Origin of the sequence: Nitratireductor sp. L15S-10, from assembly GCF_045011005.1 — a bacterium.
Classification (GTDB): Bacteria; Pseudomonadota; Alphaproteobacteria; order Rhizobiales; family Rhizobiaceae; genus Nitratireductor.
This window is the reverse complement of sequence record NZ_CP120676.1, coordinates 79,581-100,611: the sequence shown is the minus strand read 5'-3', so window position 1 is coordinate 100,611 and position 21,031 is coordinate 79,581. Positions and strand designations below refer to the sequence as shown.

At 61.4% G+C, this 21,031-nt stretch carries 22 protein-coding genes; 1 reads left to right on the top strand and 21 read right to left on the bottom strand.

Annotated features, from left to right (window positions below; genetic code table 11):
• Positions 1-9: 9 nt before the first annotated feature.
• Genes P2W41_RS19800 through P2W41_RS19780 form a run of 5 tightly spaced genes read right to left on the bottom strand, consistent with a single transcriptional unit; the run spans position 10 to position 5,690 of the window.
• Positions 10-762, bottom strand: a complete 753-nt coding sequence (locus P2W41_RS19800) for a 5'/3'-nucleotidase SurE (RefSeq protein ID WP_404935260.1) — start codon at positions 760-762, stop codon at positions 10-12.
• Positions 740-1,927 (bottom strand): MBL fold metallo-hydrolase, encoded by a 1,188-nt coding sequence (locus P2W41_RS19795; RefSeq protein ID WP_404935259.1) that lies wholly within the window; start codon positions 1,925-1,927, stop codon positions 740-742. The genes P2W41_RS19800 and P2W41_RS19795 overlap by 23 nt, the downstream gene beginning before the upstream one ends.
• Positions 1,927-3,006, bottom strand: coding sequence for an ABC transporter ATP-binding protein (locus tag P2W41_RS19790; RefSeq protein ID WP_404935258.1), 1,080 nt, complete (start codon positions 3,004-3,006; stop codon positions 1,927-1,929). The genes P2W41_RS19795 and P2W41_RS19790 overlap by 1 nt, the downstream gene beginning before the upstream one ends.
• Entirely contained in the window at positions 2,994-4,697 is a 1,704-nt protein-coding gene (locus P2W41_RS19785) for an ABC transporter permease (RefSeq protein WP_404935257.1), read from the bottom strand. The genes P2W41_RS19790 and P2W41_RS19785 overlap by 13 nt, the downstream gene beginning before the upstream one ends.
• A 12-nt stretch (positions 4,698-4,709) precedes the next feature.
• The gene (locus P2W41_RS19780) at positions 4,710-5,690 is read right to left on the bottom strand and encodes an ABC transporter substrate-binding protein (protein WP_404935256.1); all 981 of its coding nucleotides are present in this window, start codon (positions 5,688-5,690) and stop codon (positions 4,710-4,712) included.
• A gap of 208 nt (positions 5,691-5,898) precedes the next feature.
• On the opposite strand from P2W41_RS19780, the gene P2W41_RS19775 reads away from it, so the two are divergent.
• Positions 5,899-6,909: a sugar-binding transcriptional regulator gene (locus P2W41_RS19775; protein WP_404935255.1), complete on the top strand. Its 1,011-nt coding sequence runs from the start codon at positions 5,899-5,901 to the stop codon at positions 6,907-6,909.
• Positions 6,910-6,924: 15 nt separating this feature from the next.
• On the opposite strand, the gene P2W41_RS19770 is transcribed toward P2W41_RS19775, so the two are convergent.
• The 16 genes from P2W41_RS19770 to P2W41_RS19695 form a co-directional block, all read right to left on the bottom strand.
• The gene (locus P2W41_RS19770; protein WP_404935254.1) at positions 6,925-7,299 is read right to left on the bottom strand and encodes a hypothetical protein; all 375 of its coding nucleotides are present in this window, start codon (positions 7,297-7,299) and stop codon (positions 6,925-6,927) included.
• A 90-nt stretch (positions 7,300-7,389) separates the two neighbouring features.
• Positions 7,390-8,817, bottom strand: coding sequence for a PepSY-associated TM helix domain-containing protein (locus P2W41_RS19765; protein WP_404935253.1), 1,428 nt, complete (start codon positions 8,815-8,817; stop codon positions 7,390-7,392).
• 9 nt (positions 8,818-8,826) lie between these two features.
• A complete protein-coding gene (locus P2W41_RS19760; protein ID WP_404935252.1) occupies positions 8,827-9,432 on the bottom strand; it encodes an SCO family protein in 606 nt (201 codons plus the stop codon).
• Positions 9,432-9,926, bottom strand: a complete 495-nt coding sequence (locus tag P2W41_RS19755; protein ID WP_404935251.1) for a copper chaperone PCu(A)C — start codon at positions 9,924-9,926, stop codon at positions 9,432-9,434. The genes P2W41_RS19760 and P2W41_RS19755 overlap by 1 nt, the downstream gene beginning before the upstream one ends.
• Positions 9,927-9,992: 66 nt before the next feature.
• Positions 9,993-10,394, bottom strand: a complete 402-nt coding sequence (locus tag P2W41_RS19750) for a hypothetical protein (RefSeq protein WP_404935250.1) — start codon at positions 10,392-10,394, stop codon at positions 9,993-9,995.
• Between the two features lie 102 nt (positions 10,395-10,496).
• A complete protein-coding gene (locus tag P2W41_RS19745) occupies positions 10,497-11,555 on the bottom strand; it encodes a TRAP transporter substrate-binding protein (protein WP_404935249.1) in 1,059 nt (352 codons plus the stop codon).
• Positions 11,556-11,579: 24 nt separating this feature from the next.
• Positions 11,580-13,130 (bottom strand): TRAP transporter large permease subunit, encoded by a 1,551-nt coding sequence (locus tag P2W41_RS19740; RefSeq protein WP_404935247.1) that lies wholly within the window; start codon positions 13,128-13,130, stop codon positions 11,580-11,582.
• The gene (locus tag P2W41_RS19735) at positions 13,127-13,639 is read right to left on the bottom strand and encodes a TRAP transporter small permease subunit (protein ID WP_404935246.1); all 513 of its coding nucleotides are present in this window, start codon (positions 13,637-13,639) and stop codon (positions 13,127-13,129) included. The genes P2W41_RS19740 and P2W41_RS19735 overlap by 4 nt, the downstream gene beginning before the upstream one ends.
• A 143-nt stretch (positions 13,640-13,782) precedes the next feature.
• Positions 13,783-14,109, bottom strand: coding sequence for a hypothetical protein (locus P2W41_RS19730; RefSeq protein ID WP_404935245.1), 327 nt, complete (start codon positions 14,107-14,109; stop codon positions 13,783-13,785).
• A 19-nt stretch (positions 14,110-14,128) separates the two neighbouring features.
• Positions 14,129-14,824 (bottom strand): orotate phosphoribosyltransferase, encoded by a 696-nt coding sequence (locus tag P2W41_RS19725; RefSeq protein ID WP_065817806.1) that lies wholly within the window; start codon positions 14,822-14,824, stop codon positions 14,129-14,131.
• Positions 14,825-14,925: 101 nt separating this feature from the next.
• Entirely contained in the window at positions 14,926-16,209 is a 1,284-nt protein-coding gene (locus P2W41_RS19720) for a Zn-dependent hydrolase (RefSeq protein ID WP_404935244.1), read from the bottom strand.
• Positions 16,206-17,150, bottom strand: coding sequence for a dihydroorotate dehydrogenase (locus tag P2W41_RS19715; protein WP_404935243.1), 945 nt, complete (start codon positions 17,148-17,150; stop codon positions 16,206-16,208). The genes P2W41_RS19720 and P2W41_RS19715 overlap by 4 nt, the downstream gene beginning before the upstream one ends.
• The gene (locus P2W41_RS19710; RefSeq protein ID WP_404935242.1) at positions 17,144-17,962 is read right to left on the bottom strand and encodes a dihydroorotate dehydrogenase electron transfer subunit; all 819 of its coding nucleotides are present in this window, start codon (positions 17,960-17,962) and stop codon (positions 17,144-17,146) included. Before P2W41_RS19710 ends, P2W41_RS19715 begins: the two co-directional genes overlap by 7 nt.
• A 26-nt stretch (positions 17,963-17,988) precedes the next feature.
• Complete coding sequence (locus P2W41_RS19705; protein WP_404935241.1) at positions 17,989-19,275, bottom strand: TRAP transporter large permease; 1,287 nt, start codon at positions 19,273-19,275, stop codon at positions 17,989-17,991.
• Positions 19,272-19,772 (bottom strand): TRAP transporter small permease, encoded by a 501-nt coding sequence (locus tag P2W41_RS19700; protein WP_404935240.1) that lies wholly within the window; start codon positions 19,770-19,772, stop codon positions 19,272-19,274. The genes P2W41_RS19705 and P2W41_RS19700 overlap by 4 nt, the downstream gene beginning before the upstream one ends.
• A 114-nt stretch (positions 19,773-19,886) precedes the next feature.
• Positions 19,887-20,912, bottom strand: a complete 1,026-nt coding sequence (locus P2W41_RS19695) for a TRAP transporter substrate-binding protein (RefSeq protein ID WP_404935239.1) — start codon at positions 20,910-20,912, stop codon at positions 19,887-19,889.
• Between the last annotated feature and the right edge of the window lie 119 nt (positions 20,913-21,031).

Sequence of the window (21,031 nt, the reverse complement as noted above, 5' to 3'; positions counted from 1 at the left end):
CTGAGCGACCTATTTTGTTGCTGATCTGAGCCCTTCCATGAAGGCGCCTGCAAGCTGGGTTTCTCCGAACCAGTTCAGCCGGTTCACCGTGGCGAAACCCTCGGCGATGAGACTGTTCTCATCGCCCTTTCGGCTTGCATGCTCGCGCCCGCGCGGCACGACCAGCTCGATCTCGTCGCCATCCTCACGCAGAACCTCCACCTTGCGGGCGATCTTGTCTCGCCCGATAGATGGCTGGGAGACGGATGCCGGCAGATCTGCCGGAAGGTTGACGCTCAGCCAGTGGCCTTCCATCGCCCACTCGTTGCGTGTCTGCCAGAGGCGTTCAATGAAGCGTGCCAGCCATGCCGCGTCTCCTTCACGCACATTCGCCTCCTTCACGCGGGAGAAGCCGATCGCGGGGATGCCCCAGAAGGTGGCTTCTCGGGCAACGCCAAGCGTGCCGGAATAGGCGAGATCCTCACCCACATTGCGCCCGTCATTGACGCCGGCGACCACGAGATCCGGTTTCTGATCATCCTTGAAGAGCCAACCCATGGAGGTGACGATGCAGTCCGCCGGCGTGCCCGAGCAGGAATAGCGGCGCTCTGCGAGCCGGCGCATGGTGAGCGGACGCGCGACGGTAAGAGAAGGGCCTGCTGCCGTGCGCTTGCCATCGGGGGCGACGACCCAGACATCGTCGCTCAGACGGGATGCCGCCTGTGCTGCCAGCGCAATGCCGGGAGCCTCAATGCCGTCGTCATTGGAAATCAGAATGCGCATGTGTCGTCTCTTTGTCGATCTGGTGTGTGTCGCCGGTGCGGGCACCGGCCATGAGAGCTGGGATGTGCTGATGCAGCGCATCGAGTGAGGTTGCATCGCAGGAATGGCCGATCAGGCGCGGGCGGCCTGCCACCTCCCACAGGGCAGTGTTTTCGGGCAGTGTGGGGTGCGTCGGCATGCGGATCCAGGCGGCCCTGCCCTCATCGACAAGCCGCGCACCGGGTGAGCCTGCTGGCAGATGGCCGCTCAGAAGAATGGGAAAGCCGGCACTTTCCGCTGCTTCGAGCGCGGGGCGCGAAGGACCCGCCACGCCCATTCCGTCATGAACAAGAAGCGGGCAGGCTGGAAGGGGTTCACCGACATTCCAGTCGCGCGCGGCGTCCAATCGCTCCGACAGAACCTTGACCCGATCCTTATGAACGGCGTCCGGTGCATGAATTTGCGCCGACAGGGCCGCACGCATGCCCGCCTCGATGGCGAAGGGCACGCCGATGGCCGCCATCAACTCGAGTGAGCGACCGGAAAGCGGCGTGGGAAGGAGACAGCCATCGGCATATCCGGCGACCCATTCCCCGATCTGCCGCGCACGCTCTGCCCCCGGGATAGGATCAGCGCCATAGGAGGCGTCAAGAATGAGCAGGTCACAGGCGGGCAAGGGTTGCATTGGGAACACCGCGCTCTCGGGCACGATGTCGGCGGTATAAACGACGCGATGCCCCGCCCCCTCCACACAGAACCAGACGCCTCCAACCACATGGCCGGATGCGCCGGTTTCCACGTTCAGTGCACCGACGGTTAGTGTCTCGCCTGGCCGGAACAGGCGAATCTGCTCTGACTGCGGCATGTATTCCGCCAGATCTGCAGGGTCCGCGTATTGCGCGAGTGTCGCCGGCATCTCGGCACGCGTTTCCTCGGTCATGTAGATCGGGCCGGCATATCCCTGGCGGCGCAGATGGCACAGCGCCCCGATGTGATCTTCATGGGCATGGGAAATGAAAAGCGCGTCGATCTCAGCCACCGGGCGAGCGAGAACAGGGTAATACTCATCCCCCGTCGCCCCAACCTTTATGCCGGCATCGAGCATGACGCGCGTGCTGCCGTCGCTGACGACGACGCTGGTGCGCCCCTTCTCACCGAACCCGCCCTGAAGATCGACCTGCAACATCAGGCGGCCCCATCGGCCGGGATCAGCCAGCCCGATGTGATGGCAAGCTTGGCGCGCTCTCCCGCCGCGAAAGACACCGGATCGGGCTGATCGAAATGCAGGCCGAGATGCGGGGCTGCCTCGGGCTCGAACTCGATGCGCGCCGAACCGCCGCGATAGACCGCCCGCGTGATGGTGCCTTCGAAGCCCGGCTGGCTGGTGCCAACCGACTGGATCTGTGAAGCGCGGCAGCAAATGCGCGCGTCCTTGCGCGGCTTCTCGCCCTTGCGGCAGCGCACGACCAGCTCCTGACCCAGCACGGTGACGCGGCATTGCCCGTCAACCTCTGCCGTTTCAACATTGGCCGGCAGGACCATGCCCTGCGAGATAAAGGAAGCGACCATCTCATTTGCCGGCTCATGATAAAGCTCGCGCGGCGTGGCAAGCTGCATCAGACGGCCATGATCCATGACCGCGATGCGGTCTGCCAGCGCCATGGCCTCGGCCTGGTCGTGGGTGATGTATAGAATGGTCGTGCCCGTGCGCTTGTGGAAGTCGGCAAACTCGTCTTCCATCGAGGCGCGCAGATGCACATCGAGATTGGCCAGCGGCTCGTCGAACAGCACCAGCCGCGGCTCCGCCACGAGGCAGCGCGCCAGCGCCACGCGCTGCCGCTGACCGCCCGACAGATTGGCCGGACGGCGGTCGCCATACTGCTCCATATTGACGAGAGCCAGCGCGTTTTTGACCCGCTCCTCGCGCTCGGCCTTCGGAACCCGCGCCACCTTGAGCGCATAACCGATATTTTCCGACACCGTCATGTGCGGCCAGAGCGCATAATTCTGGAAAACGATGCCGACGCGGCGTTTTTCCGGCGGGATGTTCGCCTCTGGCGACGAGACCTGCCGGTCGCCGATGTGGATACTGCCGCCGCTGACCGTTTCAAAGCCGGCAATCATGCGCAGAAGCGTGGTCTTGCCGCAGCCCGAAGGCCCGAGAACGGCGAGGAACTCGCCATCCGCAACATCAATGGAGACATTGTCGAGGGCCTTGGCCTCGCCGAAGGTTTTGGTGACGTTCTTAATGCTCAGTCCCGCCATGGGAGAACTCCGTCCGGTAGTTTGTTTGCAAAGAGGCTGGCGAGCAGCATCAGAAGGAAGGTGGTTGCGACCATGATGGCGGAAACCGCCGCCGCATATTTGGAATCGCCACCCTGTTCGAAGGAGAAGATGACAACGCCGATGGTCTCCGAACCTGAGGACCACAGAAGTGCCGACACCGTCAGCTCACACAGCGCTGTCATGAAGATCAGCAGGCCGCCCGCAATGGCCGCCGGAGCGATGAGCGGGAAGATGATGGTGCGCATCCGCGTGAACAGGCCCGCACCGGCCACCTGTGCCGCCTCTTCGAGCGCCCGGTCGAGCTGGAAATAGCCCGTGATCGTCGGCCGCACGGCCAGGATCAGGAAGCGCGCGAGATAGGCATAGAGGATGATCCAGACCGTATTGTAGATCTGAATGCCGGTGATCGGCATGGGCTTCAGGAACAGAAGTAGCGAGGCGATCGCCAGCACCACGCCCGGCAGCGCATAGGGCAGCTCGATCGCGAGGTTGAGTGCCTTGATCCAGCGCTTGTTGCCCCAGGCGATCACATAGCCGAGCGGAATGGCAACGAAGACGGCGAAAATCGATGCTCCTGCCGATAGATAGAGACTGTTGAGAAAGGCGCGGCTTGCCGCTGCATGCTGGAAGATCACGAAATAGTAGTTCTCCAGCGTGGCCGTTTCAGCCGTCAGTGTCACGCCGTAGCCCCGCACCAGCGATGTGAGGATGAGTCCCACCAGCGGCAGCACGAGAATGAGCGCGATTAAAGCCCACATGCCGAACTCCACCGGCACACGCCAGACGCCGAGCTGGTAGGGCGCGGCAGGCAGCGAGGTGGAGGTGATGCGGAAATCGCGACGGCTTGCGATGCGGTCCTGCATGACAATGCCGACCATGGCGATCACGCCGATGAGCACCGAAAGGAACGCCACCTCGGAGAGCACATCCGGTCCGCCACCGGCCAGACGCTGATAGATGAGCGTCGGCAGGACAAGATAGTTTGCCGGAATACCCAGGAAGGCGGGAATGCCGAAATTGCCGACACAGGAAACGAAGGTGAGTGCGGCCGCGCCCACGATGGAGGGCGTCATCAGCGGCAGGATAATGGTGCCAAGCACCCGAACCCAGCCGGCCCCGCTAGACTGCGCGGCCTCGACCAGCTCACGCGGCAGCTTGCGCATGCCGGCGCGCACGATCAGAAAGACGAGCGGCGCATACTGGATACCGAGCAGAAAGATGATGCCTTCAGGCGAATAGAGCGGATTGCGCGTGCCCAGCGGAGGCGCCATGCCCAGCATGTTGAGCAATGGACTGGATGGGCCGAAGAGCTGCAGCCAGGCGAGTGCGGTCACCTGCGGCGCAATCATGAGCGGCGTGACGAAGCACAGGACGAAAGCCTGACGCTGGCGCACATCCGACAGCGAAACCAGAATGGCAACGGCCACACCGAGCACCAGGGCAAAGAGTGTTCCGCCAAGGCCGACCACCAGCGTGTTCCAGGTGGCGCGCCAGGTCGTATCGTCGATCAGACCGTTGCGAATGATATCGAGCGAGAACTGACCGCCGGGCAGGATGATTTCCTGCAAAAGCCGCGCCATGGGCAACAGCGAAAAGATGACGATAAGCGCGACGATCCCCGCTGTCAGGGCCATATCCTGGCCCTGACGTTCCTTACGTATTGCGGTCATTAAGGTGTTTCCTTAGCCACCGAACATGGAGGAGAATTTCTCCTTGTTGCCGGCGATCTCATCGACCACCTTCTTCACATCAACGGTCATGACGTTGATCTTGGTGCCCTCGGGCAGCCAGTCCGGCGAACCGACAGAAGGCTTTGCCGGCAGGTAGCCCTGCTTCAGCGCCAGCTTCTGGCCATCGTCGGAGAGAATGAAGTCGACGAACTTCTTGGCCACATCCGGGTTCTTCGCGGTTGACATGATGGCAACCGGCTCGGTGACAGCGGTCACGCCTTCCTCGGGGAACACGAACTCGATGGGCGAGCCGTCCTTCTTGGCGTTCATGGCCATGAAGTCGACGAGCATGCCATAGGCTTTCTCACCGCTTGCGACGGATTTCAGAACAGCACCATTGCCGCGCACGGCGACATGGCCGTTTTCCTTCAGCTTCTCGAAATAGTCCCAGCCAAGATCGTCGCGGTTGACGAAAGCTGACAGAAGATAGGCTGCGGCACCCGAATAAAGCGGGCTCGGCATGATGGTGAGATCCTTGTAGGCCTCGCCGGTCAGATCAGACCAATGCTCGGGCTTTTCAGCCGCTGCCGTGTTGTAGGCAATGCCGGTAGTGATGAGCTTCGAGCCGAAATAGGTTTTTTCGGCGTCATACGCGGCTTCCTCGAAACCGTCCACATTGGCCTCGGGATAGGCCATCAGGTGGCCGTCCTTCTTGAGCGTTTCCATGCTCACTGCATCGGCGATCAGAAGCACGTCTGGCTGCGGGCTGCCAGCGGCGAACTCCGCAGCGAGCTTGGTCATCAGGTCGCTGGTGCCGGACCGGAAGATCTCGACCTCGACGCCTGGATTGGCGGCCTTGAAAGCATCGACGGTCTCTGCAGCATCGGCATCAGGCTGCGAGGTGTAGAGAACAAGGTTGTCGGCGAAAGCGGCTGTGGATGTGAGCAGTGCGGCTGCGAGCGCAACCGAACGGATCGTGGACTGGCGTCCCATGGGATAACTCCTCTGTTTGCATCTCCGGGCATTTGCACCGGAGCTCCTCCCCTGCATGCGCAATATGACAGGCTTGTAACAAAAGCGCCCCCATATTGAATATGAACATATGTTTTTCGTCAATAACAAAAGAACGCAATAAAATTTCGCATTTTTGCCGCTCAAATGGACCACGAGCGAAACTGCCTTGTGCTAAAACCATTGCGCGATGAGAGAGGGAATCACCGCCGTGCCGCGAAAAAGCAAAAAGAAGCCGGCAGACGAGCCGACGCTGTCCTCCGCCGATCTCAATGTGAAGATGGCGTGGCTCTATCATGTGGAAGGTCTGACGCAGGAAAAGATTGCCAGCCTGCTCAATGTCAGCCGCATGAAGGTCATGCGAGCGCTGGCCGCAAGCACAGAAAGCCACATGGTGGTGACCACGATCAATGCCGAGACCGCCGATCAAGTGGCGCTCGAGCGAAAGCTTGAAAGGCGCTGGGGCCTGAAAAGCGCGATTGTAGTGCCCGCCCCCGAGGAAGAAGACAATCTGGAACGCTCCATCGGGCACGCCGTGGCGCGCTACCTCGAAGAGCAGATGAAGCCTGGCATGACGCTGGCCATCGGCGGCGGCGCCACGCTGCATTCGAGCCTGAGCTTCATGGCTCAGCGCGACTTGACCGGCTCCACAGTCATCGGTCTCGTGGGAAGCCTGCCGCATTCTCAGTGGATCAACCCATCCATCGTCGCAACCAAGGTGGCCGAACGCTTCAAGGTGGACAGCTACCAGATCAGCGCACCGGTTGTGGTGGACGACCCCGATCTGCGTGAACGTCTCTGGGAGCAACCATCGCTGCGCGACGTGCGCGAGCGGGCCGCCAAGGCAGACATGGCACTTCTGACCGTCGGAGCGATTTCACCCGAGGCGACGATCTTCCGCCATGGCATTGTGCCCAAAGCACTGATCGGACCGCTGCGCGACAAAGGCGCGGTGGCGAACATCCTGTGCTATTTCGTCGATGCGGCGGGGCAAATGGTCGACCACGAGGTCAACCAGCGCATCATGGCCATAGACCTTGATGTGGTGGCGCGCATTCCGCATGTCATTCTCGCCGCCGGCGGAGAACAGAAGGTCTCCGCCATTCTTGCCGCCTTGCGCACGGTGTCGGCTGCCGCGCTCATCACCGATGCAGCGACAGCGCAAATGCTGCTCGACCGTGCGGAAGGGGACGGGCTCTAAACGCCCCGCAGACGATCAGATCAGCCCGCGCTCGCGCATGAAATCGTCGAGGCCAACATGCGTAATGGTCTCGAATTCACGCACGGCTTCCACCATGGCGCGCCGCTGGGCAGCCAGAAGCAGAAGCACCTGACGCATCTCGCCGGAAATGCCGAAACGCTCCCAGCGATCGGCAAGGTGCGCCGGAAGACCGGCCGCCTCGCAGAAGGCCGAGATGGTCTTGTAGCCGAGGTCTTCCACAAGAGCTCTGGTTTCCTCCGGCGTCGAACGGGGCTCCAACGCATGATCATGCAATCGTTGCGCGAGAAGACGAATGTCGTTCGGCTGCGGCGCATTGGCCAGCACCTTGTTGATCAGAGATGAAACTCTCGGGGGCTTTTCACTATGCATCGCACTCTCCATTCATGCCGATCATAGAACGAGAGCGGACGGCGCTCAATCGGAAAGCGCCGCCCGGCCCTACCACTTTCACGCAGCATTCTAGGCAAGAAGGCGTGCAAGCGGCTTGACGCGCTGGATCACCAGAATATCGAGCGCGAGAAGCGCCAGCAGCGTGATGCCGACCAATGGGAAGAGCAGCGAGACCAGAAGCATCACCACCACAGCGCCCTTCCAAAGGGGAAGGTTCGCCGGCAGGGGCGGTGCCGACAGCCGCATTGCTCGCGCCGGCCGCCGCATCCACCACATGACGACCCCGCTGACCGACAGAAAGACGACGGACAGGCAGAACACCGTGTTGAGAACGAGGTTCCACAGCCCCATGTCGCCCTCATGGAAAGCAATGCCGACAGCCATCGCCTTGCCCGCGGGAGAATAGTCGGCAAAGCCCACATCTGCGAGAACATTGCCGGTGTACTGGTCGATATGCACCGTCCTGTCGGAGGTGGGGTTGGTGGAATCGTTGCTCATGGAATCCTGCGCCAGCGTCCACACGCCGGTATCGCCGCGCGGCGTGGCAACGCGGAACCGCCCCTCATAGCCAAGGCTGCGCCCGAACGCGACCATCTGATTGAGGTTGAAGGGAGCGGAGCCCGGCACGCCGGCACGACCGGCGTCGGAACCGGAGGCCGGGAGCGGCGTCTGCTCCAGTGCCCATGGCACATCCTTGGTCGCGCCTTGGTTCATGGACGCATGGCTTTTGTCGGACAGGGGCACGTTGTCCCATTTTTCTGCCGGGAAGGTGCTCCATGCCTGTACGAACTTCTCCCCCCAGATCCCGGCCCAGGACAGGCCGCTGAGAAGGAACACCACGAGAAGCAGCGCTGCATAGAGCCCGGTGGTCTTGTGCAGCGACTTCCAGAACGCGCGGCCACGCGCGCCGAAATCAGGTTGAAGCGCCTTGCCAGGCCTTTGCCCGTCACGTGGCCACCACAGATACAGCCCAGTGGCTATCAGGACGATTCCAAAGCCGGCGGCTATCTCGATCAATCGGTCGCCCAGATCGCCGATCAGCAACGTCCCGTGAATGTCGGAAGCAAAGTCGTACCAGCCGGCCTGTCGGTTCCATATCTCGAGCACCTCCGCCGTGTAGGGATCGACGGCAACCATCATCGCCTCACCTCCGCTTTCCACGCGGAAAACGGCGGCGCGGTCGGGGGCGGCGGGCGCGATATACTCGACCAGATGACCTTCGTGCAGCGCTGTCTGTGCCGCCGATGCCTGCGCAAGAATGCTGGTCTGCTCACCACGCGGCGTCACGGCAATCTTCTCGCCGTCACGCCCATCAATGGCACTCACCCAGAGCATGATCAGCCCGGTGACGGCCAGCATCGCCAGGAAAGGCGCAACATAGAGACCGGCATAGAAATGCCAGCGCCATGCCGCCAGATAGAATTTACGGGCCAGCGTCTTGCCGGTCGCATCCTGCGTCGGCAAAGCGGAGCGCTCCTGTGTATCGATATTGCTCATGATCCCCCCTCAGCTTTCCCTTGCCAGGCGCTTCAGTTTTTCAAGCATGGAATCGTGCGCTTCCCCGTAGGAAAGCGTGCCAACGAAACCACCGTCCTCATCCATGAGATAGACCGATGCAGTATGATCGATCGTGTATTCGCCGCCTTCCGTCGGGACTTTCTTGTAATAGACGCGGTAAGCCCGGGTTACGGCTTCGATCTGCTCCTTTGTTCCGGAAAGCCCCCGGATCCGATCATCAAAGCTCGAGGTGTATCGGGCGAGCTCTTCCGGGCCGTCGCGCTCCCAGTCTACGGAAACGAAGGCGTAGTTCAGCCTGTCCGCATCGGGGCCGAGCGCCTCGATCAGGCCTGACAGCTCAAAAAGCGTCGTCGGACAGACATCCGGGCAGAAGGTGAAGCCAAAGAAGACCGCCGTCGGCTTGCCGAGGAAGTCGGTCTCGGTGACGGTTTCCCCATCCTCACCGGTGAGCGTGAACGCTCCGCCGATATCGGCAGTGCCGCTCCCCCCGCCAGGCCTGCCGCCGGGGGTGATGTTCATTGTCGCCACCGCAATGATGGCGAGGACCAGCGCGAGAACCGCGCCGGCCAAAATCGAGAGCGAACGGCGAGACATCAGTTCGTGCTCTCGCCATGCATGTGGCCGTGTCCTTCGGGAGCGGGCGCACCAGGCTTCGCAACGGACATCTCCACGTCGATTTTGCCAGCCTTCTCGAAGGTCAGTGTCACGGGAACCGGAGCGCCCTCGGCAATCGGTTCCTTGAGCTCCATGAACATCACGTGCAGACCGCCCGGCGCAAGCCTGACCGTCTCGCCCGCCGGCACCGGAATGCCATCGGGCAGATGACGCATCTTCATGACACCATCGGTCATGTCCATTGTGTGCAGTTCCACGCGGCCCGCAAAAGCGGCCTCGGCGCTGACCAGACGGTCGTCCTCTTCACCGCCATTGACGATTGTAACGAAGCCGCCCGCGGCTTTGGCACCGGGCGGTGTCGCGCGGGTCCAGGGTTGAGCGATCTCCAGTTTGCCGAGCGTGTAATCGCCGGCGGATGCGGGGGCTGCAATGAACAGCATTCCTGCCGCAAGGATACGGGTCATAAAGCGCATGTCTTGTCTCCATAAGCGCAAATAGCGGCCACGGTCGCTCGTGGTCGTTTTTGAAAATTCAGTGCGTCAGATGGAGAAAGCCGGTGGCGCGCGTGCTTCGGCAAGAAGACCCTGCGCGACAGGGTGCAGAACAGGCGCACCGGGCAGGCGTGCAACAGAGAAGACGTCATCGCAGGTGCAGTCGAGCCCGACATGCTCACCTGGCAGAGCCGGCGACACCGCACAACCTGTCTGACAGAGCGCTGTGCAGCAATCATGCAGACTGCGTGCCGGTGTTGACCCATCGCTCTGGGCAAGGCCAATGCCGCTCGGTGTGCAGATGATGAAACCGGGAATGCCACCGCTGCCTGCCATCGCCCCTTGGGCGAAGGTGGCGGCAAAACCCTGCATGATGAGGAAATAGGCCAGAAGACCGGCGATCAGGCCAGTCGCGAGGCGATCCTTCAGCATGTCACGCATCGGTTTCATGGAAGCTTCGTGTCACATTTCGGCAGACGTGTCACTGCGACGAATGCTGCACTCTGGATTGCAGTGGGCGAAAACATTCGCCCACTGCGCAAGCTGCTTCTCTTAGCGCCGCTTGAGAAGCGGCATGTTCATGGCGTTGGCGTATTTCACACTTTCGGCCAGGAAGGTGTCATAGCTCTCGCGCACGCGGGCAACGTCCTCGCTCTGGGCAGTCAGCTCGTCACGAACTTCTTCCCACGCGCTCTTGAGGCCTTCGGCCACATCGTCCGGCAGATCGCGGAAGACAACGCCTTCGGCTTCAAGCGCCGCCATGGCGCGGGCATTGTGGTAATCGAACTGGGCCAGCGCTTCCTGGCTTGCAGCAAGAGCCGCCGCCTCACAGATCGCCTGAAGGTCGGGCGAAAGCTCGGCCCATGCGTCCTTGTTGAAGACAATGGCGAGCGCCGCGCTCGGCTCGTTATAGGCCGGCAGGTAGCAGTTCTTGGTGATCTTCTGCAGACCGAACGCCTGATCGAGGAATGGGCCAACCCATTCGGCCGCATCAAGCGCACCTGACTGCAGCGCCTGGAAGATTTCCGGCGGGGGCATGAGAACGGCGTTGACGCCGAGCTTGCGGTACATCTCGCCACCGAGGCCGGCAATGCGCATGTTGAGGCCCTTGAGATCTTCCAGCGACTTGATCTCTGACTTGAACCAGCCTGCGCTCTGCGTGTTGGAATTGCCGGAATAGAGCGGCTTGAGATTGCGCTGGGCGTAGATGTCGTCCCACAGCTCCTGACCGCCGCCATAGCGCAGCCACGCGTAATGCTCGGCTGCCGTCATGCCGAAAGGCACGGCGGTGAACCAGTGAAGCGACGGATTCTTGCCCGCGGCATAATAGGGCGGGTTGTGGCCGACCGGGGCCTTGCCCTGCTGCACGGCATCTTCAACACCGAACGGCGGCACCAGTTCGCCACCGCCAAAGACCTTGAAGCTCAACCGGCCATCGGACATGGCGGCGACCTTCTCGGCGAAGTTGGTGACGTTGGTGCCGACGCCCGGCGCATTCTTGGGGAAGCTGGTGGGCAGGTTCCATTCGATCTTGCCCTGCGAGATGGCCGGTGTGGCGAGTGCCACAGCCGTGGCACCGGCACCAGCCGTAAGAAATGTTCTGCGTTTCATGTCGGGTTTCCTCCTGAACGACGACTATCTGAAGAGCATGTCCGGCAGCCATGTAACCACAGCCGGGAACGTGATGAGAAGCGCCAGAGCCACGAGTTGTATGGCCACGAACGGGATCACTGATCGGTAGATCTCCATGGTCGTGATGCTGCGGGGCGCAACCGAGCGATAATAGAACAGCGCGAAGCCGAAAGGCGGGGTCAGAAACGAGGTCTGCAGGTTCATCGCCAACAGAACTGCGAACCAGACGGGAGAGAAGTCAGTTGCCAGGATCGGCGCGCCGAGCAGCGGCACGACAATGTAGATGATCTCCACCGCTTCAAGAATGAAGCCGAGGAAGAAGACAACCACCATGACGAGGGCAAGCGCGCCCCATTTGCCGCCCGGAACCTGCTCCAGAAAGCCGGCCACCAGCTCGTCGCCACCGAAACCGCGAAACACCAGTGACAGCATGGAGGCCGCGATGACGATGCCGAACACCATGCCAGAAATGCGCAGCGTATCGATGACGGCGGGAACGAGAATATCGGCCCGCAGCAGCCGCCAGCCGGAAAAGGCGACGCCTGCGGCGATCAGCGCAGCAGAAAGGAGCGCAATGAAACCGGCAGGCGTGCCAAGCGCGGACGGAGGCACAAGCCCAGATGCGCGCAGAAGAACCAGAACACCGCCCGCAACAACGGCGGAGAGGATGACACCCTGCCCCGCGCGGCCCACACCGCCGCGCGTGTAACCAGCAAGCAGGAGCGTGCCAACGGCACCAAGGCCGGCCGCTTCCGTTGTGGTCGCAACACCACCAAGAATCGACCCCAGCACTGCCAGAATGAGCAGGAGCGGCGGCAGGAAAACGCCAAGTATACGGCTCAGCGGAACCCGTTTTCGGGTGGCGTTGTGAGGCTCCCCGCGTGTACCGCGCAGTGTGAAGAGGATGTAAACGCCATAGAGGCCAACAAGCATCAGCCCCGGCAGGATGGCCCCGGCAAAAAGATCGCCCACCGACACGGCGTCGGGCGCGAAATTCCCGGCTTTCTGCTGCGCCTCCAGATAGGTGTTGCCGATCTGGTCTCCCAGAAGCACGAGCAGGATGGAAGGCGGGATGATCTGGCCCAGCGTACCACTGGCACAGATGATGCCGCTCGACACGCGCGGCGAAACGCCCGCCTGCAGCATGGCCGGAAGGCTGACAAGCCCGAGCATCACGACCGTGGCGCCGACAATGCCGGTGGAGGCCGCAATGAGCGCGCTGAAGAGCAGAACGGAAAGGGCAAGGCCGCGCGGCGAGGCACCGAGCATTTCGCGCAGCACTTCCAGCATGCGCTCGGCAAGCTGTGATCGCTCGAGCACCACGCCCATGAGGATGAAAAGCGGCACCGCCATCAGAAGCGTGTTGCTCATCACGCCCCAGACGCGGCTTGGAAAGAAATCCAGAAAGGAAAGATCAAACGCGCCGAAAAGGCTGGCAATCACCGCAACGACAAAGGGCACTCCGGCAATGGCGAGCATGGCCGGTATGCCGCTGAGGATGCCGGCGAAAAGCCCGACCAGCATCAGGCACAGAAACAGGTCGGACGGGTTCATAGGATCGGCTCGTCTTCGGCGGGTCGGTCAGCGCCGGGTTGCAACACCATGGCGATGCCCTGCAGGATCATCATTGCAGCCCCAAGCGGCAGAGCGGTCTTGACGAGGAACAGTCCCGGCAGGCCGCCCGTTTCCACCGAAGCCTCGCGGATGGACCAGGAATAGGCAAGGTCAGCCCAGTCAGCCCAGATGATCAGCCCGAAAACCGGCACAAGAAACAGAAACACCGCAACCGTGTCCGCAATTCGCGTGTAAACGGGCGGAAGGTTCTCTGAAAGAACCTCAACGCGCACATGCCCGCCTCTTCGCAGGCATACCGGTACGGAGAAAATAAGGAGCACGGCAAATGTGTAGGAGGCGAAATCCTGCAACTCGATGAAGCCGATGCCAAAACCATAGCGCATCACCACGATGGCAAGCACGCTGGCCGTCAAGGCCAGGCAGGCAAGAACACAGAGCGCCGATGCCAGACGATCCAGCGCGTCACAAAACCTCAGATACAGATGCAAACCCGGCTCCCATGCGAATTCGGCGCGAAGCTATCGCATGCGTAGAGGAAAGGAAACGGGTATTTGCCCGTGACCGGCGCGCAACGAAATCGCTCGCCGGAGAAACCCGGCGAGCGTGAAACATGCCAATGCCTTGACGCCTGTTAACCGGCCTTCATCGTCGCGGCGAGACGCGCCGAAACCTTGTTGAGGGCAGAAAGCCTGTCGGCCTCGGACCCGTCTTTGAAAGCCGCATCCAGCGTGTTGACGATCTCGGTGAAGAGCTCGAGCTCCTCATCGGCAGCCGTCATGGTGAGCGGCTGGTCGTCATAGGCTTCCACGAAACGCTGCGCCGCATAGGCGATGAGCAGAAGGGCAGCGGCGTTTTCCGGCTCGCTGGTGATGCGGGCATGGGCCTTGACCGCGCAGCCTTCATAGGCGCGAACGCTTCCGCCCTGCTCGTTCAGATCCTTCAAAAACGTCTCAAACATGATCCAGGTCCTTTGGGATTTACTGCGGCAGTTCTGAAATGCCGCCATGGTTCGCCGACCATTCGGTCGGCGCATTCAGGAATTTTTCGACCTCAGCGATCGTTTCCGGCGAAAAGCGATTTTCTTCCTTGCAGACAGCGAGCACATCCCACCAGGTGGCCAGATGATGCAACCGCATGCCGGCAGCTTCAAGCCGCTTCGGCGTGTCGGGGAAGATGTCGTAATAGAACACGGCAAAGGTGTCGGTGACCTGCGCGCCGGTGCGGGCTACGGCCTCGGCAAACTTGATCTTGCTGCCGCCATCGGTGGTCAGATCCTCGACCAAAAGCACGCGCGCGCCTTCACTCAATGCGCCCTCGATCTGCGCATCGCGGCCAAAGCCTTTTGGCTTCTTGCGCACATATTGCATGGGCAGGCCCATGCGTTCGGCAAGCCAGGCGGCAAAGGGAATGCCGGCCGTCTCGCCGCCCGCCACGGCGTCAAACTGCTCGAAGCCGACATTGCGGAAGATGACCGAGGCCGCGAAATCCATGATCGCGGCGCGAACGCGCGGATAGGAGATCAGCTTACGGCAGTCGATATAGACCGGACTTGCAAGACCAGACGTGAAGGTGAACGGCTGCTCGGCGCGAAAGTGCACCGCCTCGATCTCCAGAAGCATGCGGGCGACCATCTGCGAAATGGCAGTGCGGTCGGGAAAGGTGTTGGAGAACATGTCGTGGTCCTGTTCGTTGTTCGGGCCTTTTCGCTAACAGCAATCTCCCGCCTGAGCCAGCCCGGCAATGAGGAGATTCGTTTCCTGTAGAAAACGCACCATCACTCCGCCCTCGCAAGGAAAGCAGAGAGGATATCCACGCCGGCAAGAAAATCGTCGATCTCCATCGCTTCCTGCGGGTTGTGCGAGCCATTGCGGTTGCGCACGAACACCATGGCAGCAGGAACGCCGGCGCCAGCGAACACGGCAGCGTCGTGTCCGCCGCCACTTGGCATGACGAAGGGCTCCTGCCCTACCTGACGCATCGCCTCTTCGAGGCCTGCGACGAGCCGCCTGTCGCAAAGCGCCGGCTCGACACGAAGCTCTTCGCCAAGCTCGAACCGCACCCGGCGGTCGCGTTCGATCTCCTTGATCTCGCTCTGCAAGAGCGCGCGCATGTCATCCAGCGTTTCCGGCTTCTGGCTGCGGATGTCGAGGCTGAACGACACACGGTCGGGAATGCGCGACATGGCGTGTTTTTCCGGATCGGTCGCCACGATGCCGCTGGTGAGCACAAGATCGTCGCCCTTGTTCAGGATCGTCGTCCAGCTCTCGTCGAGCCGCACCAGAAGATCCGCCATCGCCAGAACGGGATCACGCCGATAGGCTTTCGGCACAGCGCCTGAATGGCCCGCCTCACCATGGCAGGTGATCGAGCGATAGCGGATATTGCCGCGAATTCCCGAGACGGCGGCTGCCGGAATGTTCTTGCCGATCAGCAGCGGCCCCTGCTCGATGTGAAGTTCGAGATAGGCCTCCATGCGGCTGACATCCATGAGCGGCTTTTGCGCCCGGATATCTTCGACCGGCAGGCCGATATCGGCCATGTGCTCTTCCAGCGTGCGGCCATCGCCCTTGTGCGTCTCTTCAAGCTCGCGCTTTGAAAGCGTGCCGGTCAGCACTTTCGAGCCGATGTAACACGGCCCGAACCAGGCGCTTTCCTCGCCGCGCATGGCGAGCACATGCACCGGTTTCGCAAAACGACGTCCCTCGCGCCGGGCGCGGATCAGGCAGATGAGCCCTGCGACAACACCGGCCAGCCCGTCGAAATTGCCGCCGAAAGGCACGCTGTCCACATGGGAGCCGACGACGACGACACGCTCCGCATCGCGATCCTCTGGCAGCGAGAAAAGCGCGTTGCAGCCTGCATCGTACCAGACCGCCAGCCCCTCGGCCTTAGCAACATCCTCGAGATATTTCAGCGTCTGCGTCTCGATCTCGGAAAAGGCCGGGCGGCTGACGCCTTCCACATCGGGAGACAGGCGCGCCACATCATCAAAAAGACGCGCGGCGAGCGCGTGATCCTGAGCCCGGACATCGGCAAAAGGAGCGGGCTGGGCGTTCATGGCGCTGCTTCCATGAAGACGACAGACTCATCTTGTTCGCCATCGATCACGGTGCCGATCAGGTCTTTTACCGAGGAAAGCCCCTGATTGGAAAGCCAGTCTTCCAGACCATCGATCAGTGACAGCATGATCGTCGGGTGAATGAAAGTGGCCGTGCCCACCTGAACGGCACTTGCCCCGGCGATCAGATATTCGATCACGTCTTCCACCGTGGAAATGCCGCCGCAGCCGATGACGGGAATGTTGGTCGCCCGCGCACACTGATAGGCCATGCGCAGCGCGATGGGTTTGAGGCTCGGGCCCGACAGTCCCCCCATCAGATTGCCAAGCTTGGGCCGGCGCGTGTTGATGTCGATGGCCATGGACAGAATGGTGTTGGCCACCACCAGCGCATCGGCGCCAGCCTCTTCCGCAGCGCGCGCCACTTCAGAGGTCTCGCCCGTATTGGGTGTGAGCTTTGCCCAGAGCGGCAGGTCGGTCGCCGCGCGCAGTTTGCGCATCACGTCGTGGGTGGAGGACGGGCGGATGGCGAACGCCTTGCCGTCTTCCTCGATGTTCGGGCACGAGATGTTGACCTCGATGGCCGCAACGCCGGGCACACTCACCTCGGAACACAGCGTTGCGAATTCATCCGCCGTGTTGCCCGAGATGGAGACGATCAGCGGCGTCTCGTAATGGGCGTAAAACGGCACGACCTTCTCGATGAAGGCACCCACGCCCTTGCTCGGAATCCCGATGGAGTTGAGCATCGAGCCGTTCACCTCGCAGACGCGCGGTGTCGGGTTGCCGTCGCGCCAGCCACGGGTGATGGTCTTGGTCACATGCGCGCCAAGCCGGTCGAGATCGAACACCTCCGCGAGATCCTCGGAAAAGGTGCCGGATGCAGGCATGATCGGATTCTTGAGTTTGAGCCCGGAGATATCGACCGAAAGATCTACCATGCGATCGCCTCCATCATGTCGAAGACGGGGCCTTCGCGGCATACCCTGAGATGCACCTGTCGGTCGCCGCGATTGAACGGGCGAACACAGCAATGGCACATGCCGATGCCGCAGGCCATCTGCTGCTCCAGCGCGATCTGGCCGGGTATGCCGTGGCGTTCGCCGATGGTCTGCAACAGCCTGAGCATGCGGTTGGAGCCGCAGGTGTAGAACGCGTTGGCGCGTCCGTCCGCGATCAGCCCCTCGATGACCCGTTCCAGATTGTCGAGATCGGACGTGCCTTCCGCGTCGGTCAGCGTGATGACATCCGCTCCGAGCGACGCAAAATAATCCGTCGACATCAGATAGTCGGGGTGGCGCGCGCTGCAGATTGCGGTGAGCCTGCGTCCAAGCCGGTTGGCCTCCAGCGCCAGCGGGGCAAGCGTGGCAAGGCCCACACCACGCGCCACCAGCACAAGATCCTGCCAGTCGTCGGCAATGGTGAAAGGCTCGCCGAGGGGACCGAGAACATTCAGCCTGTCGCCCAGCGCCAGTGACGCCAGCGCACGGGTGCCGGCACCCGTCACCTTATAGAGGAAATGCAGTTCTCCCTTCTCGGGATAGAAGCCGTAAATGCTCATGGGCCGGCGCAGATAGGGCGTTTCGCCACCCGCCTGCGGGCACAGAAGATGAAAGAACTGCCCTGCGCGGCAGCGCTTCAATATGTCGTGTGGCGCCGCAAGAACCAGAAGACGATATTCGCCATTGACCGGTTCATTGCTCTTGACCGAGAGCGGTAGCTCGAAAGCCTTGATTGACGGCACGTCGTCCATCGTTTCAATCCTTTCTGGCATTCCCGTCAGCCGAACACGAGGTTGGGCAGGAAGGTGGAAATGTCGGGCACATAGGTGATGATCGCCAGAACGATGAGGTTCGCGATGATGAAGGGCCACAGGCCCGAAATGATCGTGAGAACCGGCTTGGAGAGCGTCGAGGATGCCACGAAAATGTCGAGCCCGAAGGGCGGCGTGATCATGCCGATGGAGATGTTCAGCGTGACGATCATGCCGAAATGGACAGGATCGATGCCGAGCGCCAGAGCCACCGGATAAAGCGGCGGCACGAGGATCAGGAGCGCCGAATTCGGATCGATGAACATGCCGGCGATCAGGAAGCTGATGTTCACGATCAACAGGAACATGACCGGCCCGGCATGGATTGCGTCGAGAAACGCGGTGATCGCCGAAGGCACCTGCGCCAGCGTGATGAAGTAGGAGAGCAGGCCGCCCATCGCCAGCAGGATGAAGATGATGGCGGTGGAGATGGCCGCACGCTCCGTGACGGCAAAAAGCTTGCGGAAGGTCAGCTCGCGGAAGATCACGCCTTCCACGAAAATGGCGTAGACGACGCTGGCCGCCGCGGCCTCGGTGGGTGTGAAATAGCCGCTGTAGATGCCGCCCAGAATGATGATCGGCATGCCGAGCGCCCAGCCGGCGTCGCGGATTGCGATAACACGCTCCTTCCAGCTTGTGCGTGGGCCGCGCTCGACGCCGGAGCGGCGCGCTTCGATTGCCGCCATGATGGCGAAGGCGAGACCAAGCACCAGACCCACGGCAAGACCACCGACAAACAGCTTGGCAACAGAAGTGCCCGTCATCCAGCCATAGATGATGAAGGTGATGGACGGTGGAATGAGCAACGCCGTCTCGGCGCTTGAAACGATCAGACCGAGCGAGAATCTGTCGCTGAACCCGGCCTTGCGCATCTCCGGATAGACCATGCGCGCCATGGCAGCGACGGTGGCCGGCGCAGAGCCAGAGACCGAACCGAACGCCATGGAGCCGCCGATTGTGGTGTAGCCCATGCCACCGCGCAGATGGCCGACCAGCACCTTGACGAGCCCGGTGAGGCGGCGGGCGATCTGCCCCTCGCCCATCAGCTCGGCCGCAAGGATGAAGAAGGGAATGGCCAGAAGCGTCGTGTGGTTGATGCCGCCGAGAACCTTCTGAATGACCACCGGATCAGGCAGGTTGCCGTAGAAGAATTCCTTGATCATGAGCGCCGGCACGCCCAGCACGAGAAACATCTCGAAACCAAGGACCAGCAGCAGGACCGCAACAATGATGACGAGTGCGAAAAGAATCATTCTTCCTCCGACGCCTGTCCGGCGAAACGATCGATGCGGCCAAAGAAGCTGAGTGCAAATCGCAGCGCCATGAGCGCAAAACCGATGGTGGGCGCGAGATAGATCCAGAAGACCGGGATGTTCAGCGTCGGGCTCTTCTGGCCCATGCCGTAAACGAAGGCGGTCATCTGGTAGCCGAGCCAGACGAGATAAATGCAGAACACGAAGCCGACCGCATCGATGAATTTTCTGAGCGGCAGCCCCGTCGCCCGCGCGATGCGGTCGCGCCAGGTGTGAACGCCGGCATGGCGCCCCTTTTCAAGCGCGAGGCCGACCGTGAGGAAAACGAGGAAGAGGCTCATCAGCCGCACGGCTTCCTCGACCCAGGCGAACTCGGAGGCAAAGGTGCCGCCAACCTGCCGGGCCAGCACATTTGCAGAATAGAGCGCGACCATGGTCAAAAAGATGGACACCGCTGCAATGCGCTCTGCAGTCCTGATGATGGCAAGTGCTTTCAACGTCTCAATCCCTGCAAATGAAGCCGCGCTCTTGAAAAAAGGAAGCCGCTGCCGGGCTCTCCGCGGAGCCCGGCATGTGAACGTCAAAGCTTCGGTTCAGGTTGGAGGCGGCGCTTACTGTGCGCCTGCCGCCTCATACTCTTTCTCATAGATGGCGATCAGCTTCTCGCCTTCTTCGCCCGCACGCTCGATATAGGCGGCGCGTGCGGCGGGATACATCTTGTCGCGAAATGCAGCTTTCTCGTCATCGCTCATCTCGCGGATGTCGATGCCGGATGCCTTGATCTCCTCAAGTGCTGCAGCGACAGCCTCGGCCTTGTGGGTGATCAATTCGGGAATGACTTCGTTGAAGGCGTCGACAATGGTCTTCTGATGCTCTTCGGGAAGGCTTGCCCACCAGGCCGGGTTGAAAAGGATCACGTCCTCCATCGCTCCGTGGTCGGACAGGACAAGGTGCTTCTGCACTTCGTAGAACTTCATGCGCTGGATCGTGTCGAGCGGGTTTTCCTCGCCATCGACAACGCCCGTCTGCAGCGCGGTATAGAGCTCGCCGAACGGCAACGCGATGGCCGAAGCGCCAAGCGAGTTGAACTGCTCGATCAGGATGTTGGAATCCATCACGCGGAATTTCTGGCCGGCGAAGTCCTCGAGGCTTGCGAGCGGCTTGGAAGAGGTGAAGTTCTTCTTGCCGTTGGGCCACAGGCCGATGCAGGTCACACCGCGCGAATTGAAGCTGTCGCAAAGCGCCTCGCCGAACGCGCCACCGCGGATCTTCTGAGCGGTCTCGTCATTGTCGGGAAGCAGGAAAGGAATGTCCATGATGGAAACGGCGGGGTTGAAGCCGCCAAGGAAGGCAGCAGGAGCCACCGTCGCCTCGAGCGTACCGAGCTGGACGCCTTCGGTCATTTCGCGCTGCTGGCCGAGCTGGCCCTGCGGGAAAAGCTGAAATTCAACCGCGCCATCGGTGCGTTCATTGACCAGCTTGGCCACTTTCTCAAGATGAACGTGACGCGATTGCTGCGCCGATTCCAGATGACCGATCTTGGCCACGAAATCCGCTGCCCAGACGCCTGTCGCGAATGCCGCGCCAGCCACGCCCATAACAGTCGTTGCAGCCAGTTTGCGAATGAGATGTTTCATTGTTCCGCCTCTCCTTTGCTTTTTAAACAAGCAGACTACGAGCCCCAAAAAAGCCTGTCAACGGAAATTCTCAAAAATGAGACGATTTGCATTTTTGTCCAATTTATGAGCTTCTGATG